Source organism: Arthrobacter sp. 2MCAF14 (assembly GCF_052115645.1).
GTDB lineage: Bacteria > Actinomycetota > Actinomycetes > Actinomycetales > Micrococcaceae > Arthrobacter.
The window spans coordinates 24,018-44,245 of the sequence record NZ_JBFRHB010000030.1; the positions used below are offsets into that span (position 1 = coordinate 24,018).

Consider the following 20,228-nt stretch of genomic DNA (forward strand, 5'->3'; position numbering starts at 1 on the left):
GAGGCGGTGGGGACTATGCCTCCGGGGTTTGCTCCTCGATGACCGACTTGAGCTGCTCCAACTGGACCACTTCATCTTCCATGGTCTTCTGGATCATGCTGTTCATGAGTTTCTGCAGGCCCTTGGGGTGGTACTCCAGGGCGAAGCGCAGGCGGGTATTGGGCCCCTCGGTGCTGAGGTAGTAGCCGCCTGTGGGCCGCGCAGGACCGGCGACGACGGCGAAACGCACTTCGGCGCCTGGCCTGGCTTCAGTGATTTGGAAGTCAGCCGCGATCGGCCGCCCGCCCGGGCCCGCCAAAGTCTGCTGGTAAACGGCGCCTTTTTCGCCGGCGTGTCCCGAACGGAGCGAAATGCTGCGGATACCGCTGCGCCACAGCGGATTGTTGAGTCCGTCCACCAGGAATTGATAGACAGTCATGGCATCGCGACCAATGAGTACTTCATGCTCTGCAAATGCCACGGAATCCTCTTTCGGCGTACGGCTCATAGACATAGCCGGGTTCCCCATGACGCAGCAGCTAACTGCTACAGAATAGTCAGGCGCGGCGCAGCGCAACACACCCACGTCGAGCCTTAACCGAATCTTTACGAGCTCCGTAGGGAATTTGATGAGACCGTGATACCGGTGAGTCTGTGTCTGGATCAGCGCGCCATCTGCGCTAAGCTGGGATCTGCTCCGGCTGGTTTGCGGAGTATTGCGGGCGTAGCTCAATGGTAGAGCGCTAGCTTCCCAAGCTCGATACGCGGGTTCGATTCCCGTCGCCCGCTCCAGTTTTGACCGGATACAAGGCGTCCCATCGCCTGGGTGTATCGTCAGAAGCTAGGAGCCATTTCGGCTCTGCTCTAAGGGAGCGATCATGGCTGACAAATCACCTCGCCAAGCTGCATCGAAAAAATCCGGCAAATCCATCAAAGAAAAGCGCGCGGATAAGCGGGCCTCAGAGTCCTCCGCAACCACGGTGGCCAAGCCGGCAACCGGCAACAAAAAGTGAGCGGCCATATAGGCGCCATGACCCTCGGCATCCTGTCGTCCTCGCGGAAGCCGGACGAGCGCCGGCTGCCTGTCCATCCCCTGCACCTGGAGCGTATAGCTCCGGAACTCCGGCAGCACATCCGGCTCGAGCGCAGCTACGGCGAGCGCTTCGGCTTTTCGGACAGCCAACTTGAGCCGCTGGTCGCTGGCATGGCAAGCCGTGAAGAACTGATCGCGGATTCGGATGTCATTCTCCTGCCCAAACCGCAGCCGGAAGACCTTGCTGACCTCCGCGACGGTCAGGTTCTCTGGGGCTGGCCGCACTGCGTCCAGGACAGGGCCATCACCCAGTTGGCCATCGACAAGAAGCTGACCCTGATCGCGTTCGAGGCGATGAACCACTGGGCCAGCGACGGCGGCTTCGGGCTCCACGTTTTCCACAAGAACAACGAACTTGCAGGCTACTGTTCCGTCATCCACGCCCTTGCCCTGACGGGCTCGACGGGTGACTACGGGCGGCGGCTGAGCGCCGTCGTGATTGGCTTCGGAGCCACAGCGCGCGGCGCGGTCACCGCCCTGAACGCGCACGGCGTCCACGATGTCCAGGTGCTGACAAACCGCGGCGTTGCGGCGGTCGGTTCCCCCATCCACTCGGTGCGCATAGTGCAGTTCGACCACGACCAGAACGCCCCTTTCCTGAGCGAGGTCATTACCGATCGTGGCCGCCTGCCACTCGCGCCGTTCCTTGCCGCGAGCGACATCGTGGTCAACTGCACGCTTCAGGATCCCAACTCGCCGCTGACATACCTGCGGACCGAGGACCTTGACGCATTCCAGCCGGGCAGCTTGATTGTTGACGTCTCCTGCGACGAAGGCATGGGCTTCAGTTGGGCGCGGACCACGACGTTCGCCGAACCCATGTTCACGGTGGGCGACCACATCAACTACTACGCCGTGGACCACAGCCCGTCCTACTTGTGGAATTCGTCCAGCTGGGAGATCAGCGAAGCGCTCCTGCCGTTCCTTGGGACGGTCATTTCGGGCCCCGAGGCCTGGGACGCCAGCGAAACGATCTCCCGGGCCATCGAGATCCGGGACGGTGTCATCCGCAACCCGGACGTGCTGCAGTTCCAAGGGCGCACAGCGGACTATCCGCACCTTGCGGCGTAATCGCCTCGCAGCCTAATAATGCGGTTGAGCCGGGCGCCTTGTGGGTGCCCGGCTCAACCGCGTTCAGGCGTTACTCCGCTACGTCGACTGCGGGACGATCCGCACCATCCGGCGTCGATCCCGCACGTTCACTTTGAGCCGCAATTCAGACTTCCGGGCGAGCACGACGGCGACTGTCGCTGCCGCGAGCGCCGGCACCCCGCCTGACACCAAGAGAGCCGCGTGCGGGTTCAGGTGCTCGGCAAGCCAGCCCATCATGGGTCCACCGATGGCTTGGCCGCCGATGAGCACCATGATGTAGAGGCTCATGACGCGACCGCGGATGCTCATGTTGGCGCTCACTTGGACCAGCTGGTTGGCGGCAGTCAGGAACATGAGGCACCAGAATCCGGAGAGAACCATGGCGGCGGAGAGCCACACCATGGACGGTGCCAACGCCGCCAGGCACAGCATCAAGCCGTACATCCCGGCGCACAGCACCACCGAGCGTAGGCGCAATTGGCGGCGGCGGGCCGAAGTGATTGCTCCGGCCAGCGCGCCAAGGGCAACCATGGCGTTGAGCAAGCCGTATCCGCCGGCACCCGCATGGTAGATGTGGTCCGCGAAGGCGGCGAGGAGCACAGGCAGGCTCATCGCGAAGACCGCTACAAAGCCGGCCATGAGCCACGGCCAGTAGATGGTGGGCTTGCTGAGGGCGTATCGCAGGCCTTCCTGCAGCATTCCCTTGCGTTTTGGCACGGGCGTGCTGACATAAAGTTCGTTCTTGCGCAGCATCAGGAGCATGGTCACGGTGGAGCAGCAGGCCACCGCGTTCGCCGCGAAAGCCCAGCCCGCGCCGACCGCGGTCAGCAACACGCCAGCCAGGGCGGGACCAATCAGGCCGCCCAGCTGGAACGTGGTGGAGTTGACGCTGATGGCGTTGCGCAGGTACTTCGGTCCCACGAGTTCGTTGACGAAGACCTGCCGGGCCGGCTGGTCGAGGACCGTCACAAGGCCCAGGACAAACGCGATCACGTAAACGTGCCACACCTCGATGTGGTGACTCAACGCCAACACGGCAAGGATGGCGGCCAAGGAGGCCGCCACGCTTTGGCACAGGATGAGGATGCGTCGCTTGGGGAAGCGGTCCGCCATCATGCCGCCCCAGGGGCCCAGGAACAGCGACGGCATGAACTGCAATGCCACGGTTATTCCGACGGCGGTGACGGATCCGGAGAGCTGGAGTACCAACCAGTCCTGGGCAATCCTCTGCATCCAGAGTGCGATGACAGCCACGAAGTGGCCCATCGCGAAAATCCGGAAGTTGGGTACTTTGAGAGAAATGAAGGTATGCCGCCAGGGCAACCGTTCGCTGACAACGGCGATTGGCTGGGTGACCGTGTCCGGTTCGGCAGCGTGTGAAATTCGGCTGCTTGCGGCGAGTGAATCGATGATGGGTTGGCTGACGTTTGCCGCTGAGGGCGGTGGGGGTGCCAAAAGTAGTCCTTGGATAGACGTTTCGCTGGGATGCCTTTAACGCTAGGGTTGGCCGCGGTGATTATGGAAGTGAATTAGCCGTATAACTAGCATTGCGAAGTGCAATACACCGGCGTGAGCGGCGGTGAACGTAGCTATTCAAGGAGTCCCGTGTTCGAACCCGTGCAGCTTCGGTCCTTCCTGGCCGTGGCCGAGACTTTGAGTTTCACGAAGGCCGCCGAGCGCCTCGGCTTGGCGCAGCCCACGGTCAGCCAGCACGTGAGAAAGCTGGAGACGGCGGCCAAACGGGCGCTTGTAGCCCGCGATACCCGGGATGTCCGGCTCACGGACAATGGCGACGCCATGGCAGGCTTTGCCCGCAATATCCTCTCCGCGCACGATTCCGCGGCGAGGTACTTTTCCGGCTCCGCGATGCGCGGTCGCCTCCGGTTCGGAACCGCCGACGATCTCGCCATCACAGGGTTGCCTCGGATCCTGCGCGAGTTCCGGCAACTGTACCCCCAGATCAACCTGGAACTCACGGTCAGCCAGAGTGACCAGCTCTACAAACGCGTCAATGCGGGGCAGTTGGATCTCGTATTCGTGAAGTGGGTGGGCGAGGCGAAGGACGGCACGGTCGTCCGGCACGACAAGTTTGCCTGGGTGGGCGTCGAACAGACGGTGCTGGACCCCGCCAGCCCTGTGCCGCTAATCTGCTATCCGGCCCCGAGCGTCAGCCGGAAACTTGCCATCGACGCGCTGGAGGCCATAGGCCGGACGTGGCGGGTCACCTGCTCGACCAAGCAGATCGCGGGCGTCTTGGCAGCGGTGCGCGCAGGCATCGGCGTCGCAGTCATGCCGTCGTCGCTGGTTCCCGAAGACCTCACGGTGATCACCAAACGCTTCGACCTCCCGCCCGTGGGTGACGTCGACTTCACCTTGATCCGCAACCCTTTGGCGAACGCCGAGGTAGTGGATGCGCTGACACAGGCGATCATCGGCAGAACGCTCAACAAGCAGGCGTAGCCAGCGACTGCGCAGCGAGGAGGACGGTCCGGACGATCGTCTTCCGGCGCCGCTCCGCCCTGCTTGACCCCTTGCTGCCGGCCATGAGGCCATCCAGCTCGGGCAGTACCGGCCAGGCGTCACACAACGCAATGATGGTGAGCATCAGATCGGCCGCATCTTCCCTGGACGTCCCTGGCATGGCTCGGATGACGCCGTTAACTTTGTTTCTGCAGTTCGCGGCCCGGTCCGGACGGTTGACCACATATTCGCCCCGCTCCAAGCCCTCCCAAAACAGCAGCCTCGGAAGGGTGGCATCTTGGTGGTGATGGTCGAACAGGCGTCCGGCGTAATCGGCCAAGGCTTCGGGACCAGCGCCCTCGATGCGGACTTCGTCCACCACCTTGCTGAGCTGGGACGCGATCACGGCGTCGAAGAGAAGATCTTTCTTGCCGAAGTACTGATAGATGCGTTCCTTGTTGACTCCGGCCGCAGCAGCGATGCGGTCCACCCTGGCGCCGGCGAGTCCGAATTGGCAAAACTCGGCAGTCGCTGCCTCAAGGAGGAGTCGCTTGGTCCGCTCGGTATCCCATGCCATGTGTCCACCTTAACAGATTCCAACCAAGTAGTTGCAGTTTTTGATGGCGAGGTCTAGTCTGAACTCACGCCGAAAGCAACCAATTAGTTGGAGAATGTCATGAGCACCCAAATCCCCGTTTCCGCACCCGCGGATAGCGCCGCGGTTGCGCCGGTTCCCGCGCCCGCTCCGCACTCTGCGCACCTGCCTTCCGTGCACACGCCGTCAGTACACATGCGTGCCGCCATCACGTGGCTGGCCATCTTCCCCCTCGTCGCGATCGGCATGACGATCCTCGCTCCGCTCACGGAGTCCTGGCACCCCGCGCTGCGCGCCCTCGTCCTGACCCTCGTTGTGGTTCCTACCGCCGTCTACGTGATTGTCCCGAAACTGCTCGCTGGCTACGGCTCGCTGAAGAGGCGGCAGGCAGGAAAGGACACGGCCAAGGCCTAGCCTGTGTCAGGCATCACCAGGCGATCGAGCGGCCACGCGCTAAACTTGTCACGTTATGAACCGCACAATGTTTAAGTCCAAGATCCACCGTGCCACGGTGACCCATGCCGATCTGCACTATGTAGGTTCAGTGACGGTCGACCTGGATCTGCTGGATGCCGCGGATATTCTCCCCGGCGAGCTCGTCTCCATTGTTGACGTGACCAATGGCGCGCGCCTGGAAACTTACACCATTGCCGGCGAACGCGGCTCGGGCGTCATTGGCATCAACGGTGCCGCAGCGCACCTCGTGCACGTGGGTGACGTCGTCATCCTCATCACCTATGCCGAGATGACCACCGAAGAGGCCAAGGCCTACCAGCCCAAGGTTGTCCATGTGGACAGGGCGAACAAAATCGTCCAGCTCGGCAGCGATCCCGCCGAAGGCATTACTCCGGGCATCATGCGCCCGCCTCATGCCCTCAACAACGCACAGCTGAACTAGACTCCCCTCTTCCACTGCCCCACGGACACCCCCTCTTCGCGGTCCACATGGCGGAACATGCCGCCGTCGTGCCTTACAGGCGAATAAAGCTGATTTAGGCTGGGACTGTGAACCCACGCCGCTCCGCGCCCGTCCCCATCCGGATGCCGTAGTGCTGGGCGTCCTTTCCGGGTTCTTCGTGGTGTGGGCCATCATTCTGGTGGGCATGTTCGTCGGCAAGCGCGGGATCCTGGGAGACAATGCGCGTTCGGTCCTCAGCGGCCTGACTTTCTTCGTCGCAAGCCCGGCGCTCCTCTTTGAAACCCTGGGCAAGGCCCATCTCCGCGACATCTTCGCCGCCCCGCTCCTTGTCACGGCGGTGGGGGCCGTCGTCACAGGCAGCTTGTTCTTCGTCATCGTGAAGTTCTGGCTCAAACGCTCCCTCCCCGAATCGCTCATGTCCTCCATGAGCGCTTCCTTGGCCAATTCAGCGAACCTCGGCATCCCTATCGCTGTGTTCGTCCTGGGCGACGCAAGCTACGTGGCACCGCTGTTGATCTTCCAGCTCGCGTTTTTCACGCCCATGTACCTGATGGCGCTCGATGCCAGCACCAGCGCCCACCGCACCACTCCCGTGCGCTTCGTCTTGATGATCGTGCGGAACCCGATGATCGTGGGATCGGCCCTCGGTTTGGTGGTGGCTGGAACGGGCTGGCAAGTGCCCTCGCTCATCATGGACCCGATCCATTTGATCGGCGGAGCCGCCATTCCCGCGATGCTGATGGCGTTCGGGATGAGCCTGAACGGCTCCCGGCCCCTCCAAAAGGACACGGGCCGCCGGACGGACGCGCTCCTGGCCAGCGGATTCAAGCTTTTTGTCCACCCCACGATCGCGTACCTGTTCGCCCGCTTCGCACTGGGCCTGGAGGCGCATGCATTGTTCGCAGTGGTTGTCACGGCGGCCCTGCCCACTGCGCAGAACGTATTTGTGGCTGCGAGCCGCTACAACACGGGAGTCACCGTGGCCAAGGATACGGTCCTCATCACCACGGTGGTGGCCGTCCCGGCAATGATCGGAGTGGCCCTCCTGCTCACCTAACCCAACTGACTCGCATTTGTTGTCGTTTTGGGCGCCGAAAACGACATTAAGTGCGAGTCAGTTGGGTCGGCGCCTACTCTTCGTCCACCGAGTCGAGGTACCTGTCCAGCAGTTGTGCGCAGCGGATGAAGCCCAAGTGCGAATACGCCTGCGGGTGGTTTCCCAAGTGGGTCTCGGTGCCGGGGTCGAACTCCTCGGGAAGGAGTCCTGTCGGCCCGAAGAGGGCCACGAGCTGGTTGAACAACTCAAGCGCATCGTCCAGTCGACCGACGGCCAGGTACGCCTCGATCAGCCAAGTGGTGCAGATGTGGAACCCGCCCTCCAAACCCGGCAGGCCGTCGTCGTACCTGTACCGGAACACTGTGGGACCCACCCGAAGTTCCCGCTCGACGGCGGTGACGGTGTCCAGGAAGCGCTGGTCGCGGACGTCCAGCAGGCCCGAGAGTCCGATGTGCAGCACCGCCGCGTCCAGGTCCGGGCTGTCGTAGGCCACGGTGTAGGAGCTCGCGGAATCATCCCAGCCCTCGCGGAGGACTTCCGCGCGGATGAGGTTGGCCGTTTCCTCCCACTCGGCCCCGATGGGGCGCCGGAACCGGACCGCCGTCTGCATGGCCCGGTCCAAGGTCACCCAGCACATCACCTTGGTGTAGATGTGGTGCCGTGGCGCCCGCCGGGCTTCCCAGATGCCATGGTCGGGTTCGTGCCAGCGGGCCAGCACGGCGGAGGCCATCTGCTCCATCAGCTTCCAGTGCTCGTCCGGCAGCATCCCGCGGCGTCTGCTGAGGGTCTGGATGAGTTCGGCGATCGGCCCGAACACGTCCAGCTGCACCTGGTGATCGGCGGCATTCCCGATCCGCACGGGCCGCGAGCCGGCATAACCGGGGAGGCTCTCGATAATGGCCTCCGTGGACAGTGGGGAGCCGGTCACGGAGTACAGGGGGTGCAGCCATTCCGGCCCGGGAGCGTTCTCAAGGATGCGGCCAAGCCAACGGAGGAACCCGTCTGCCTCCTCGGTGGAACCCAGATCCACGAGCGCATTGACCGTCATGGAGCCGTCGCGGAGCCAGCAATAGCGGTAGTCCCAGTTGCGGGTGCCCCCGATCCCTTCCGGCAGCGACGTAGTCGGCGCCGCCAGGACGGCCCCGGTCGGCTCGTGCACCAACGCCTTGAGGACCAGCGCCGAGCGCCGCACCAACGACGGCTTCATGTCGGGCAGTTCCAGCCCCCGGACCCACTGCCGGGATTGATGCGCGACGGCGGCCCGCCGGGCGAGCTCTCCGGCGGGGTCCGGCGTCGTCGGCTCAGTGTCTCCGCACCTCAGGTTCATGACGACGGGACCGTACGCGAGGCTCACCTCCGCGGTGGCGGTGCCGTGCTTGCCGTCGCTCGTGACCGTGAAAGACACTCCGGGTGCGAAGAGAATGATGGGATCCGAAGTGCCGACGACGTGCAACTCGTCGCCGCGGATTTCCATGTTGAACGGAGCGTTGGCGTAGTCCGGCCGCGGGGCGAAAACAATCCGCGCGCTGCCGGTTCCGGAGAGGACACGGACCAGGCTGGTGATGCCGTCCGGTGCCGGCTCAAGGTAGTCGGTGACCGTGACGTCGGCCCAGCGCGTCTCCACGATCATGGTGTTGTCCACATAGCGCTGGCCGAGCACCTTCGACGTCTTGACCGGTTCCACGCTGAAGTGGCCGGCCGGATCGCCACCAAGAATATGGGCGAACAAGGAGCCGGAATCCGGGAGGGGATGGCTCATCCAGCAGATCTTGGCCTCCGGAGTGAGCAGCGCCGTCGAGGTCCCGTTGCCGATCATCGAATGCCGTTCAAGCCCCACCGCGTCCTCGCCGAACAGCCACGCACGGCGCAGCTCGAACAGGATGGCGAGCACTTTGGCGAAGGATTCCGGGTCCGGCAGGCGGTGGCGCGCCTTCGTTTCTCCGTCTCCGACGTGCAGGCCAAGATCCGGGCCCCGCAAGGTGGCGATCGCGAGCTCATCGCTGTCCGCGTCGCCGGCAAACAGGGCCGCGCTGGCCCCCAACTGTGTACGCAGATGCTCCAGCGCGGCGTCTTTGGAGGGTTCCACGATGGACAGGTCCAGTACAGATCCGTCCACAATGAAAAACAGGCCCAATTCACGGGCGATCTGGTGCGCCTCGCGCGTCACCCTGGCAACGACGGCAGGCGTGGCCGGCCGGGTGTGGATGGCTACCGCCACGGGCTTGCGCTCGATGCTGATGCCCTTTTCGAAACCGATGGATTCGTTGAGGGCCGTGGCTGCCTGTTGAAGGACGGCTTCCGTGGCCATCGAGATGCTGTACGCGTAGGTCATGTCGAACTCGGCGCCGTGCGAACCGACCAGGTGGACTTCCGCAGGAAGCCGTGACACCGCGGCAAGGTCCCGCAACGACCTGCCGGAGATGACGGCGGCGTGCGTACTCGGCAGGGCTGCCAGTGCCCGGAGCGCGACGGCGGCACTCCCCAAAGGGAGCGTCTCAGTGGATACCCCTTCCGCGGCGCAGAGGGTTCCACCGTAGTTGCAGGCCACCAGGAGACCCGGAGTACGGGCCAGCATCCTCAGTTCCGCGAGCAGCTCCGGAGTGATTCCATCGTGGGCGGCCTCGGATTGGACTGCCGTCCGCAGGAGGCCCAACGGAAGCGATTTTGTCAGCAGCGCCGAATCGGCCACGGACAAATTGAGCGGAGTAGCCATGGGGGACGATCCTTCCGGGGTGATTCGTCCAGTTTCCGCCCGGCGGGTTTCGCCTCCATGACCCGCGTATTGCCGGGGTGTAACGAGTTTGCTTGGTTACGTTTGGGCGGCGCAGCACCCATCCTCCGCGTGCTCGCTCGTACCGCCCCGCCGTCTCCCTAACCTCGCAAGCTCGGTCAGGGACCCCCGACGGCGTGGGCCCAGCTTAGATGCACGCTTCCGGATGACTGCCGCGCCGGCCGTTAGGTTTCCCACCTTGCTACACCCGAACCAGCCCCACGGCCTCCGCCACCAGTTCCACGGAACGCAGGCGCTGCTCCGTGCCCGTGCTCTGGTGGGCGACGATCAGTTCGTCGGCGTCGGCGTGGCGGGCAAACTCGTCGAGGTAATCGCGCACCACCTCCGGCGTGCCCACGGCGGAGTACTTGACCATTTGCGCGATGTGCTGGCCTTGCGGCGAGTCGAGGATGAGGTCCGCTTCGGCGTCGGTAAATTCGCGTCCGCCGCCGAGGAATCGGGAGACGCGGTCCCGCTTGACCTCGAGGAAGAGCCGTTGGGCTTCTGCCGCCGAATCTGCGGCCACCACGTTGACGCCCGCTATCACGTAAGGCTCCTGCAGCTGCTCGGACGGCTTGAACTCGCGGCGGTAGACGGCGACGGCGTCCTGCAGCGCGTTGGGCGCGAAGTGCGAGGCGAAGGCGTAGGGCAGGCCGAGCTGCGCCGCCAAATGCGCCCCGAACAGGGAGGAGCCGAGGATGTAGAGCGGCACGTTGGTGCCCTTTCCAGGCGTGGCTTCGACGCCCTGGATGCGCGTGGGTCCCGCGAGGTAGCCCTGCAGCTCCAACATATCCTGCGGGAAGGTGTCCGCGGCCATGGGATCGCGGCGGAGTGCTCGCATTGTGTTCTGGTCACTGCCTGGCGCCCGTCCAAGGCCGAGGTCGATGCGGCCAGGGTGCAGCGTCTCAAGGGTGCCGAACTGCTCCGCGATGGTGAGCGGCGAGTGGTTGGGCAGCATGACGCCGCCGGCGCCGAGCCGGATGGTGCTCGTGTTGGCGGCGATGTGGGCAATCAGGACGCTCGTGGCCGAAGAAGCGATCGAGCCCATGTTGTGGTGTTCGGCGTACCAGATCCGGCGGTAGCCGAGCCGTTCGGCCAGTTGCGCCATGGCGACGCTCCCGGCGAAGCTCTCCGCCGCCGTCTGGCCTTTGCCGATGATTGCCAGGTCGAGGATGGAGAGGGGAACAGTCACGTTATGCCGGCCTTTCGAAGGTGGTTTCGTTCGAGGGGCCGGTTTCCCGGCCACTCTTGCGACAACGACGGCGGTGGCCGGGTTATTTCTCTTGCTTGCGTGGGTTCCGTCTCAGCTCGTGAAGATCCCTTTGCCGGTTTCCATGTCGATGGGCAGGGAAGAGTGCTCGTGGGCGATCTTCCAGGTGTCGTCCTTCTTCTCAAGGCAAATGGTGAAGCGGTTGGTCATCGCCCGGAGCCGTTCCCCATCGGCCGAGATCCCGGCGAAGGTCACGGCCGCATGCCCGAAAGCCACGTCCTCCCCCGCGACGGACTGCACATCGTTGAATTCGACTTGCACGCGCTCATCGCCAAGCGAGGAGAACCATTCGCCCGCCATCGCCCGCCAGGCCTCGATTCCCGTGTATTGCCATTGTCCCCAGGAATCGTAGATGTGGACGTTGTCGTCGTAGAGCGCCGTGAATGCATCGACGTCCTTCGCGTGGACAGCAACTGCGTAAGCCTCCAGCGCCTGATTGACCGGGGTTTGCTCGTTGCTCACGAAAAATCTCCTCACGTGTCGGCGGTTGTGTGGGAAGCCTACACCGTGGTTGTTTTGTGACCCTTCGGGACCTCGAATGAACCTCCGTTAACCCCTGTATCCCAGCGTTTCACAGCGCTTTGACCGGCTCTTGGCCCTGCCGGATAGTTGCTGCAACGCACACCATCCATCACTTTCGAAGGGGACTCCATGGCTATCTCACGCCTCAAAACAGGCACCGCACTGGCACTCGCCGTAACCACGACTCTCGGCCTCGCCGCGTGCTCGGACCCGGGCGCCTCGGCCGCGCCAGCGCCGTCGTCGTCCGCGTCCGCGGGCAAAACCTTCAATCTGGCGCCCGAGCAGAACCGCTTCCATGTTCAGGTCTCGCCGGAAGCCGCTGCCTTGGTGCCCGATTCGGTCAAGGCGGACGGCAAACTGACGGTCGCGGTGAGCCCGTTCGCCGCGCCGCTGGCCGTCTACGCCACGGACAACAAGACGCCGGTGGGCAACGAGGTGGACCTCGCCGTCGCGCTGGCAGAATCGCTGGGACTCAAGGCGGACATTGTCCCGACGGCGTGGGCCGACTGGCCGTTGGGCGTGGAATCGGGCAAGTACGAGGCCGTTATCTCGAACGTCACGGTGACGGAAGAGCGCAAGCTCAAGTTCGATTTCGCCAGCTACCGCGAGGACAAACTGGGCTTCTACGCCAAGAGCGACAGCTCCATCACGAAGGTGGACTCGGCTCCGGACGTGGCGGGCAAGCGGATCATTGTGGGCTCGGGCACCAATCAGGAGGCAATCCTGCTGCGTTGGGACGCCGAGAACAAGAAGAACGGCCTGAAGCCGGTTGAGTTCCAGTATTACGACGACGACTCGGCCTCCACGCTGGCGCTGCAGTCGGGCCGTGCGGACCTGACGTTCGGGCCGAACGCGACCGCGTCCTACAAGTCGCAGACCGATGGCAAGACCAAGAACGTGGGCCTGGTCGACGGCGGGTGGCCGCTCAAGGCGAGCATCGCGGTGACCACCAAGAAGGGCAACGGTTTCGCGGCGGCAGCCCAGGCAGGCCTGAACTCGCTCATCAAGGACGGCACGTACGGAAAGATCCTGGACCGCTGGGGCCTTTCGGCGGAGGCAATCCAGAAGTCGGAACTGAACCCGCCGGGCTTGCCGAAGAGCTAGGGCCAGCTGCGGGGTGTACCTTTCCACGTATCCGGAACCGCGATCCGGACAAGCGAAAGGGAATTCCATGGGCCGGCGCCTTGCCATCCTCGACGACTACCAAGCGGTCGCCTACGATTACGCGCCGTGGGCTGGGCTCACCGACGACGGCGTCGATGTCACCGTCTTCACGGAGTCTTTGGAGGACGCCGTGGATGCCCTCCGCGACTTCGACATCATTATGGCCATGCGGGAACGGACCACTTTCGACGCCGGGATCCTCCGGCAACTGCCGAAGCTGAAACTCCTGGTCACCACGGGGATGGCCAACGCAGCCATCGACGTGCGCGCGGCCGGGGAGCAGGGCATCACTGTCTGTGGGACAGGCGGTTCACCCGCCGCGGCGCCCGAGCTCACGTGGGCCCTCCTTCTGGCGTTCGCACGCAAGGTGCCGTTCGAGGACCGCCGGCTCCGCTCTGGAAGTTGGCAGAGCACGGTGGGTTTCGAACTGTCAGGGAAGACCTTAGGGGTGCTGGGACTCGGCAATATCGGGAGCAAAATCGCCGGCTACGGCAAGGCGTTTGGCATGGATGTCATTGCTTGGAGCCCCAATCTCACGGAAGAGACTGCCGCCGCTGCCGGCGCCAGGAAGGTGAGCAAGGAAGCACTCTTCCGGGAGGCCGACGTCGTTAGCGTCCACGTGCGGTTATCGGAACGGTCCCGGGCGCTCGTCGGGGAGGACGAGCTAAGGCTCCTCGGCCCGGAAGGCGTCCTGGTGAACACAGCCCGCGGGCCGATCGTGGACGAAGCGGCGCTCCTCCGCGGGCTCAACGAGGGCTGGCTCGGCGGCGCGGCCCTGGACGTGTACGACGTCGAACCCCTCCCGGCTGGCCACGCCCTCTTCACGGCCCCGCGCACCGTGCTGACGCCGCACTTGGGTTACGTCACCTCGCAAAGCTACGCCCATTTCTATGGCGAGGCCTTCGAGGACGTCCGAGCGTGGGTGCGGGGCAATCCGGTGCGGGTGCTCACGGCTTGATTCGGCGGCGTCGAATGGGGGTTGAGATTGGGGTTGAATAGTCGAGTGCCTGCCGAATTCTCGCTCCGTCCCGCCCTGCCTGCCGATGCCCACTGGATCGCGGAGCTGCGCGCCGTCGTCATGCATCCGGATTTGGAGCGGCTTGGGCGTTGGGATCCGGTCCGCGTCAGGGAGCGGTTCTTGAATGCGTTCCAGCCGGATCACACTTTCGTCATTGCCGTGGAAGGGCGAGCTGCCGGTGTCATCGCTGTCCGTCCCGAGCCCGAAGCGCTGTGGATCGAGCACTTCTACATCAACCCTGGATTCCAGGGGCAAGGTCTTGGGGCCGGCGTGCTTCAGCGGGTCATGGGCGAGTCCAAGGACCACCGACCGTTCCGGCTCAACGTGCTCCAGGGCAGCCCGGCCCGACGCCTCTACGAACGCCACGGCTTTGTCCTGGAGACCGAGGATCCGGTAGACGTTTTCATGGTCGCAGCCTGATTTGTAGCGAATGCGGTCGTCTACGGCCCGCCACGATCGGCGGCAATCCTGAGTCCGCCGACTGGTCGGCGAGGCAACGCCAATGCCTCCATATCACAGGAGCAAGCAGCAGTAGGGGTCAATAGGTGCTCTGCTGTTCTGCAAACCGGGCTATCACAGTCGCATCCGGTTTATGGAACGTTCGCCAGTCCGAGCCGACGTCGACCCACCGCGCGGGCTGGCCATCCTCCGGGAGGAGCTCGGTCGAGGGGTCGGCGATCGTCCAGTATGACAAGTTCAGTGTCACTGACCAGTCCGACCGGTATGAGCGGACAGCCGCGAACGCCGGGCGGTCAGGAGTCCTTCTTCTGCCATGTGCGCAATGGACACATCATGGATGGCCACCTCAACGCCGAGCCTGTCGTGCACTCTTAATCGATCCGTGTCCCACTCAGTGAGATCGCGGCGCGCCGGACGCGTTCCAAACGACCGCAGAAGCCTACCGGCACTTGAACTGGCAATTCGTTGATCGGGGAACCAGCCGACGCGTCCTCCGACTCGACGTGACCGCCGAACTGCACCCAGAACTGCCCCTTGCGATGGAAACACAGGAGAACACGATCGAATTCAGGCGAAAACACGAAGCAGGACCCCGGTGACATGCTCCAGATCGCCATCTCGACGCAATGCCGCGTCCCCCGCCAAGTTCAGGAACTGCAGATACGTGTCTCGCGATACCGATTCAGGAAGTTCTCTCAGGCTGGCGAGCAGATTGGCAAGAGGCATCCTGCCATCTTGCCCCACAGGGCAAAGAACAATTCAATGCCAGGACGAAGTGTGGAATCGCAGCGATGAATGTCAGCCTTGGTGCCCGTTAGCCGATAGTCAACCGGCAGCTTTCAGGCCTGATTCTTGATGAATACAGTTTGAGGGTGAATTTCCACGCACTCAAGCGCTTCATCGACCTTGCGCCTGTTCCTGCCGATGCACAGCGTGTCATCCAGGTTGAAGAACAGAACAACGACTACGAATCTGGGGTCGCCCGCATCGGGATGGAGCAGTGGAGAATCCGCACCGCCCGGATCACACCGACGAAGCCGGGCGCCTTCGTCGCGGTCTGGAAGCGAGACGAAGGCGGATCGACCAGGCCCTTCACGGCTGAAGAGTCGATGTCCGGACTGCTCGTCTTCGTAGAGGAGCAGGAACGATTCGGGGTCTTCCAATTCACCAAGGCGCACCTGATCTCGCTCGGATACGTCAGCTCCGACCTTCACCCCGGCAAGCGCGGTTTCCGCGTCTATCCCGCATGGTGCACCGACCTGAATCCTCAAGCGTCACGCTCTCAGCGCGCGCAGGGAGTTGCGTTCTCTGAGCTTCCTCCGAGTGTCGCGTCGCGGGCCCCTGCAACAGGCTGGCAACCATCTCGACCCCGTACGTTGCACCACGTCCTCTTTCCGGCTGAGGGTCTGGCCCAACAAGGGTCCGTTAGCCGAACCTCTTGCGGGACGTTTAGCGAGCGGGCGCTCAAAGTGGCTTACCACGAACGCTCAAAACGGTGGAGTAAGCGTGCTCAAAATGGTAGCTTGGAAACGCTCGCAATGGTGTACTAGTCAACCTGGAGAATCATCACAATGGACGGATACAAGAGACGGATCATCGATGACTCAATCGACGAGCTCTTCACCTCGTTCGCTGCAATCTCCATCGACGGGGCTCGGGCAATCGGGAAGACCTCCACTGGGAGGCAGCGAGCGCAGACAATTCTCGACTTGGACCTCCCCGAAATACGGCAGTTGATCCAAGCAGATCCCAAGTACTTGAGCAGAGTAGACACCCCAGTCCTCATCGATGAATGGCAACGTGTCCCCGAGGTCTGGGACCGTGTCCGCCGCCTCGTCGACAGTGACTCGACCGGCGAACGGTTCATCTTGGCCGGCAGCGCCGCACCCGTTGGCGCCCGCCTCCACTCCGGCGCCGGCCGTATCATCAGATTCCGGATGCGACCTCTCTCCATCGCGGAACGCAACTTGGCAACGCCCACCGTCCGCGTCGGCGATCTGCTCGGCGTAGACACGCCGGACATCCATGGTTCCAGTGATGTTGAACTGCGTGACTACGTCCGCGAAATCGTCGCCTCGGGATTCCCGCAGCCCCGGCAGATGAGCGATCGTGCCCGCGGAGTTTGGCTGGATGACTACATCGAGCGAGTCATCACTCACGACTTCACCGAACAGGGACACCGCATACGCCGGCCTGAACTGCTGCGAGGTTGGTTGCGGGGTTACGCCTCGGCCACCGCGTCCGCAACCACCTTCGCGAAGATCGGTGCCAGTCTCGACCCAGGTGAACCAACAGGACCGACGAAGAAGACGTCGATCGCTTACCGTGACGTCCTCAGCAGCCTCTACCTGCTCGACCAAGTCGACGCCTGGTCGCCCGGCCAGAAGATCCTGTCACGAGCTTCCCTCGCGCCGAAGCACTTTCTCGCCGATCCGGCACTCTCCGCGCGCCTGCTCAACCTCAACGAGGTCAAACTGATGTCCGCCGCCCAACCCGCGACCGACAACGGGGACCGAACTCGCCTCGGCGATTTCTTCGAAGCACTCGTCGCCCTCAGCCTCCAGACCTATGCGGAGGCGAACGACGCGCAAGTATCTCACTTCCGCGACCATGATGGGAGGCACGAGATTGACTTCATCATCCACCGAGGACACGCAGAAGCTGTGGGTGTTGAAGTGAAGCTAAAGTCCGCGATCACTGACCACGACGTTCGCCACCTGCTCTGGCTGAAGGAGTCGCTCCCCGACCAAGTCGTCGATCTCGTCGTCATCAACACGGGCGCCCACGCGTATCGTCGACAGGATGGCGTGGCGGTCGTCCCGCTCGCGTTGCTCACCGCCTGAGTGACGGTCTGCGGGCACGGAAAAGCGTGAAACCGCTCGCTTCGGTCGGTGCTCGAGGTGTGACGCCCGCAAGCGGAACCCTCAGCGGACGATAGCTGCCCCAAAGATGAGAAGCCTGTCACGGACGGGTACTGGGACGTAGGCTCCGAACATGTCAAGGCGGACCTTCTTCAGGAGCGATTTCCCGCGCGTCGGTCCTGTTTAAGGAGAAGCATGCGAAGGAACTTCATACTTTCCTGGCCTCAAACGGTGGGGTTCCTGGTCATTGCAAGGACAATCATTTTCCGGCCGGAGTTCGATCCTTGGCGCATTGCCGCAGGTGGGCTAATCGTCGTCCTCGTAGCCGTTGGAATCCGAGTGAAGCTGCATCACGAGCGGAGCGACAGGACGACCAAGACATCGCAAGATGAACAATTGGGCGCGGGAGAGGGTGTCCGTTAGCCGATCGGTGAGAGCACAATCGAAGTCGGTGTCGATGTCTTGGTGAGATAGTGCTAGTCGAGCATCCCGAGGTATTGGGGGCGGCATTTCATTGGGTGGATGAGTTTCTTCTCTACCGTCGTCCCAGACGAGCACCACGAGTTCCAGCAGCCGGCCGTGGGTGTCAAAGCCGAGGCGGAGGAACCTGCGCGGGTCGCCATCGTCCAGGGGGACGGATACCAGCGGCCAGGTCGCCGCCTCGATCCCGTCAGCGGAGCTGATCCCGTGCTTGTGTGCGGAGCGGCGGACGATCACGCCGCGTGCGACCAAGCGGCCAGGGCGGCGCGGATCGCCTCGGACCGGTTGAGGTGCTCGCGCTCGGCCCGTGCCATCACCGCTGCAAGCTCCTCGACCGTCAGCCGTACGGGAACGACCTGAGACGCCTCCGCGCCCCGGGCAGGGCGCCCCATCCGCGCCTTCAGCTCCTCAAGCTCGTAACCGGCCTCGGCTTCCTCGACCCACTCATCGATCTCGGCCTCCGAGACCTCCCGTCCGTGCATCTTGCGTTCCATGCAGACAATCGTATTACGAATAACTGCCGGTGACCAGATGAACTGACCATTGTCCGTTAGGGGATCCCTTTGCGGGGCGCATGAGCAGCAACTGTGCTCGCCGGAGCGCGGCTGTCAATCAGCTTCCTGTTGCCGGTCGATCATCCAGGGACGGTGACGCTCGTCTCGAGCGAATCCTAAATCGGACGGCCGGAACCGGCTGACGGGAACACGCTGAATGTTCCCACCGATCGATTGCGCGAAACGCTCATTCAACCTTCGCGCGTCGAAGTTGTCGTCGAGAGTGGCCATCACGATGTTGCGTTGTGGCTGCGACGCGGCGGCCACGCTAAGGAGCGCGAGTCCTACCCCTCGTCGCCGCGCGGAGGGAACTACTGCAACCAGCTGAATGAACAACGGGTCCGAATCGGTTCGACCCGCGAGCACACAACAAAAGCCGACAGGATAATCAGCGATCTCTGCCAACAAAACGAGCTGCTGCCCAATCTTCGATACGTTGTCCTCGACAGACTGAATGTTGGTTGACTCGCAGTCTGCCTGCATCCATCGCATCCAGCGACCGTCCTGCGCCGTCTGCTCCGCCTTACGGATCAAGACCTCCGAAGGTGGCAATGCCTCCAGCCCTTGCTTCCATGCGTCGAACCCTGGTTCGGCGTACGGGGAGTAGGGATTGAACATACCCCGAACACTATCAACGACGAATGACCGCTCCGGCGCCTGTCTGAGCGGGTGGCGGCCTGATCACCGCTCAACTGTGTCCGTAGGCCGGTTGTGACTGTTGGTTCGGAATGGCGGCTTTTTCACAGTTCGGTTTGGCGGTTTTGACGTTCCGTTCGAGGATCCTTCACCGGACACAGGCGCGACGCCTAGCGGGAATAGATGATCCTGCGGACACGTTCGACAGGACCGAGCTAGTTCAGTCACCGTTCAGGGCTCGTTCGGTGAGCAGGTTTAGGCTGGATGCCGATGCAGCCAGTTCAATGCTCCCCTTGTTGGTACTCAGAACAATGACGCTTCCTTTCGGGAAAACCGTCCATGGTGCTTTTACCCCGTCGCGCACAAGCCGTGGCTCTGAATAGATTTCGACTGGACCGGCCACGGAACCGGTGAGGCCCGTCTTCGCTTGAAATAGCACTTTGCCTGGCTCTGCCTTCACGTACCCTAAAGTCCATTTTCGCTTGAGCGCTGATCCTTCCTCACGATGCGCGCATTCAAAGAGTCCTTGCTCCGCGTCCAGCGCAATCCGTTTTCTCTTCATCGGCCGTAGGAGCACTTCAACTAGCCGTAGTGCCGCGAAACCTGCCAGAAAGACGGTAGCCAAGGCCGGCCAAAATCCTATCGATTCCTCTAGAGGTGAAAACAGCGACACAAGAATTACGATCAGGAGGTAGCTGGGAACATTGGCGTCTTGCAGCTTCTCAACCCATCCTCTAGGCGCGGGACTCAGGTCTTGTTGTCGCATCCTGCCCGTCCTTCTTTCGGGTTGTCCGGAAATTGGCCTCCCGCTTTGCCAGCTCGTCGCTGTCGAAGCGTGCATCCGCGGGACTTCTCCTGGATTGTCCAAAGCCTAGCCCCACCAGTCAAGGTGCCCACGGCATGGTGTTCGCCCACTCCTGTTCGGTCAAATGCGGCCCTAGGCATCCACTTAGCATCGTCCGTAAGACGGTCCCCCGCCGGTCAGCTCGCCACCTTCATGCCTTACCTTCGAGAAAACCGATATGCAGGCACTCTCTGGTTCCCGTATGACCCGCCCGATTAAATGCCCGGGGTGCCCTAAACGCTACACGCCACGTCATCTCGTTAACGCAGAGATACGAGCCCGGCCCTCCGCCTCTGCCAAGGCCACGGCTTTGTCTTGGAAACCCCGGGTCAGGTGGATGTTCTCATGATTTCTTCCGTTCTTGATGCAGCCGTCTAGAGCTGCTGTTCCCATACTGCTAATTTGAGCCGCACCAGTCCGTCATGGTTGTATCCGCTGTTCCCCACCGGACCCCT

General features: G+C 62.9%; 21 protein-coding genes and 1 tRNA gene. 12 read left to right on the top strand and 10 right to left on the bottom strand.

Translation table 11 applies throughout. The annotated features are described in order from the left end of the window. Nucleotides 1-13 precede the first annotated feature (13 nt). Complete coding sequence (locus AB4074_RS18370; RefSeq protein ID WP_236818717.1) at nucleotides 14-460, bottom strand: SRPBCC family protein; 447 nt, start codon at nucleotides 458-460, stop codon at nucleotides 14-16. 237 nt (nucleotides 461-697) lie between these two features. Here AB4074_RS18370 and AB4074_RS18375 point away from each other — a divergent pair. The 3 genes from AB4074_RS18375 to AB4074_RS18385 all read left to right on the top strand — a co-directional run bounded on the left by AB4074_RS18375 (nucleotide 698) and on the right by AB4074_RS18385 (nucleotide 2,143). Continuing rightward, nucleotides 698-771, top strand: a tRNA-Gly gene (locus tag AB4074_RS18375). A gap of 86 nt (nucleotides 772-857) precedes the next feature. Beyond that, nucleotides 858-992 (top strand): hypothetical protein, encoded by a 135-nt coding sequence (locus AB4074_RS18380; protein ID WP_264637052.1) that lies wholly within the window; start codon nucleotides 858-860, stop codon nucleotides 990-992. A gap of 17 nt (nucleotides 993-1,009) precedes the next feature. Beyond that, nucleotides 1,010-2,143, top strand: a complete 1,134-nt coding sequence (locus tag AB4074_RS18385) for a N(5)-(carboxyethyl)ornithine synthase (RefSeq protein WP_441414701.1) — start codon at nucleotides 1,010-1,012, stop codon at nucleotides 2,141-2,143. A 78-nt stretch (nucleotides 2,144-2,221) separates the two neighbouring features. Here AB4074_RS18385 and AB4074_RS18390 read toward each other — a convergent pair whose 3' ends face one another. Beyond that, nucleotides 2,222-3,619 (bottom strand): MFS transporter, encoded by a 1,398-nt coding sequence (locus tag AB4074_RS18390; RefSeq protein WP_441414673.1) that lies wholly within the window; start codon nucleotides 3,617-3,619, stop codon nucleotides 2,222-2,224. Nucleotides 3,620-3,769: 150 nt separating this feature from the next. Between AB4074_RS18390 and AB4074_RS18395 the strand changes: the two genes are divergently transcribed. After that, nucleotides 3,770-4,624, top strand: a complete 855-nt coding sequence (locus AB4074_RS18395; RefSeq protein ID WP_441414674.1) for a LysR substrate-binding domain-containing protein — start codon at nucleotides 3,770-3,772, stop codon at nucleotides 4,622-4,624. On the opposite strand, the gene AB4074_RS18400 is transcribed toward AB4074_RS18395, so the two are convergent. Further along, a complete protein-coding gene (locus AB4074_RS18400; protein WP_441414675.1) occupies nucleotides 4,608-5,201 on the bottom strand; it encodes a TetR/AcrR family transcriptional regulator in 594 nt (197 codons plus the stop codon). The two genes, AB4074_RS18395 and AB4074_RS18400, sit on opposite strands and share 17 nt — an antisense overlap. 99 nt (nucleotides 5,202-5,300) lie before the next feature. On the opposite strand from AB4074_RS18400, the gene AB4074_RS18405 reads away from it, so the two are divergent. The 3 genes from AB4074_RS18405 (at nucleotide 5,301) to AB4074_RS18415 (ending at nucleotide 7,195) form a co-directional block, all read left to right on the top strand. Next, a complete protein-coding gene (locus tag AB4074_RS18405; protein ID WP_441414676.1) occupies nucleotides 5,301-5,633 on the top strand; it encodes a hypothetical protein in 333 nt (110 codons plus the stop codon). A 55-nt stretch (nucleotides 5,634-5,688) separates the two neighbouring features. Next, nucleotides 5,689-6,117: an aspartate 1-decarboxylase gene (panD, locus tag AB4074_RS18410; RefSeq protein ID WP_172465683.1), complete on the top strand. Its 429-nt coding sequence runs from the start codon at nucleotides 5,689-5,691 to the stop codon at nucleotides 6,115-6,117. Nucleotides 6,118-6,268: 151 nt separating this feature from the next. Continuing rightward, nucleotides 6,269-7,195, top strand: coding sequence for an AEC family transporter (locus tag AB4074_RS18415; protein WP_441414677.1), 927 nt, complete (start codon nucleotides 6,269-6,271; stop codon nucleotides 7,193-7,195). A 73-nt stretch (nucleotides 7,196-7,268) separates the two neighbouring features. Here AB4074_RS18415 and AB4074_RS18420 read toward each other — a convergent pair whose 3' ends face one another. The 3 genes from AB4074_RS18420 to AB4074_RS18430 all read right to left on the bottom strand — a co-directional run bounded on the left by AB4074_RS18420 (nucleotide 7,269) and on the right by AB4074_RS18430 (nucleotide 11,697). Further along, nucleotides 7,269-9,908 (bottom strand): trehalase-like domain-containing protein, encoded by a 2,640-nt coding sequence (locus AB4074_RS18420; RefSeq protein ID WP_441414678.1) that lies wholly within the window; start codon nucleotides 9,906-9,908, stop codon nucleotides 7,269-7,271. A gap of 259 nt (nucleotides 9,909-10,167) precedes the next feature. After that, the gene (locus AB4074_RS18425; RefSeq protein ID WP_441414679.1) at nucleotides 10,168-11,157 is read right to left on the bottom strand and encodes an LLM class flavin-dependent oxidoreductase; all 990 of its coding nucleotides are present in this window, start codon (nucleotides 11,155-11,157) and stop codon (nucleotides 10,168-10,170) included. Nucleotides 11,158-11,268: 111 nt separating this feature from the next. Further along, nucleotides 11,269-11,697, bottom strand: a complete 429-nt coding sequence (locus tag AB4074_RS18430; protein ID WP_441414680.1) for a YybH family protein — start codon at nucleotides 11,695-11,697, stop codon at nucleotides 11,269-11,271. Between the two features lie 189 nt (nucleotides 11,698-11,886). Between AB4074_RS18430 and AB4074_RS18435 the strand changes: the two genes are divergently transcribed. The 3 genes from AB4074_RS18435 (at nucleotide 11,887) to AB4074_RS18445 (ending at nucleotide 14,359) form a co-directional block, all read left to right on the top strand. After that, on the top strand, nucleotides 11,887-12,861 hold the full coding sequence (locus AB4074_RS18435; protein WP_441414681.1) for an ABC transporter substrate-binding protein: 975 nt from the start codon (nucleotides 11,887-11,889) through the stop codon (nucleotides 12,859-12,861). 67 nt (nucleotides 12,862-12,928) lie between these two features. After that, a complete protein-coding gene (locus AB4074_RS18440) occupies nucleotides 12,929-13,879 on the top strand; it encodes a D-2-hydroxyacid dehydrogenase family protein (RefSeq protein WP_441414682.1) in 951 nt (316 codons plus the stop codon). Nucleotides 13,880-13,924: 45 nt separating this feature from the next. Further along, nucleotides 13,925-14,359 carry a GNAT family N-acetyltransferase gene (locus tag AB4074_RS18445; protein WP_441414683.1) on the top strand — a complete coding sequence of 145 codons (435 nt, stop codon included), beginning with the start codon at nucleotides 13,925-13,927 and terminating at the stop codon, nucleotides 14,357-14,359. A 606-nt stretch (nucleotides 14,360-14,965) separates the two neighbouring features. On the opposite strand, the gene AB4074_RS18450 is transcribed toward AB4074_RS18445, so the two are convergent. Further along, on the bottom strand, nucleotides 14,966-15,124 hold the full coding sequence (locus AB4074_RS18450; RefSeq protein WP_441414684.1) for a hypothetical protein: 159 nt from the start codon (nucleotides 15,122-15,124) through the stop codon (nucleotides 14,966-14,968). 146 nt (nucleotides 15,125-15,270) lie between these two features. On the opposite strand from AB4074_RS18450, the gene AB4074_RS18455 reads away from it, so the two are divergent. Both AB4074_RS18455 and AB4074_RS18460 read left to right on the top strand, forming a co-directional pair. Beyond that, on the top strand, nucleotides 15,271-15,948 hold the full coding sequence (locus AB4074_RS18455; protein ID WP_441414685.1) for a MepB family protein: 678 nt from the start codon (nucleotides 15,271-15,273) through the stop codon (nucleotides 15,946-15,948). A 21-nt stretch (nucleotides 15,949-15,969) separates the two neighbouring features. Then, complete coding sequence (locus AB4074_RS18460; protein WP_441414686.1) at nucleotides 15,970-17,241, top strand: ATP-binding protein; 1,272 nt, start codon at nucleotides 15,970-15,972, stop codon at nucleotides 17,239-17,241. Nucleotides 17,242-17,972: 731 nt separating this feature from the next. Here the strand turns inward: AB4074_RS18460 and AB4074_RS18465 are convergent. The 3 genes from AB4074_RS18465 to AB4074_RS18475 form a co-directional block, all read right to left on the bottom strand. Further along, nucleotides 17,973-18,233 carry a ribbon-helix-helix protein, CopG family gene (locus AB4074_RS18465; RefSeq protein ID WP_441414687.1) on the bottom strand — a complete coding sequence of 87 codons (261 nt, stop codon included), beginning with the start codon at nucleotides 18,231-18,233 and terminating at the stop codon, nucleotides 17,973-17,975. Between the two features lie 114 nt (nucleotides 18,234-18,347). After that, nucleotides 18,348-18,911, bottom strand: a complete 564-nt coding sequence (locus tag AB4074_RS18470; protein ID WP_441414688.1) for a GNAT family N-acetyltransferase — start codon at nucleotides 18,909-18,911, stop codon at nucleotides 18,348-18,350. A gap of 238 nt (nucleotides 18,912-19,149) precedes the next feature. Then, nucleotides 19,150-19,695, bottom strand: coding sequence for a hypothetical protein (locus AB4074_RS18475; RefSeq protein WP_441414689.1), 546 nt, complete (start codon nucleotides 19,693-19,695; stop codon nucleotides 19,150-19,152). Nucleotides 19,696-20,228 lie beyond the last annotated feature (533 nt).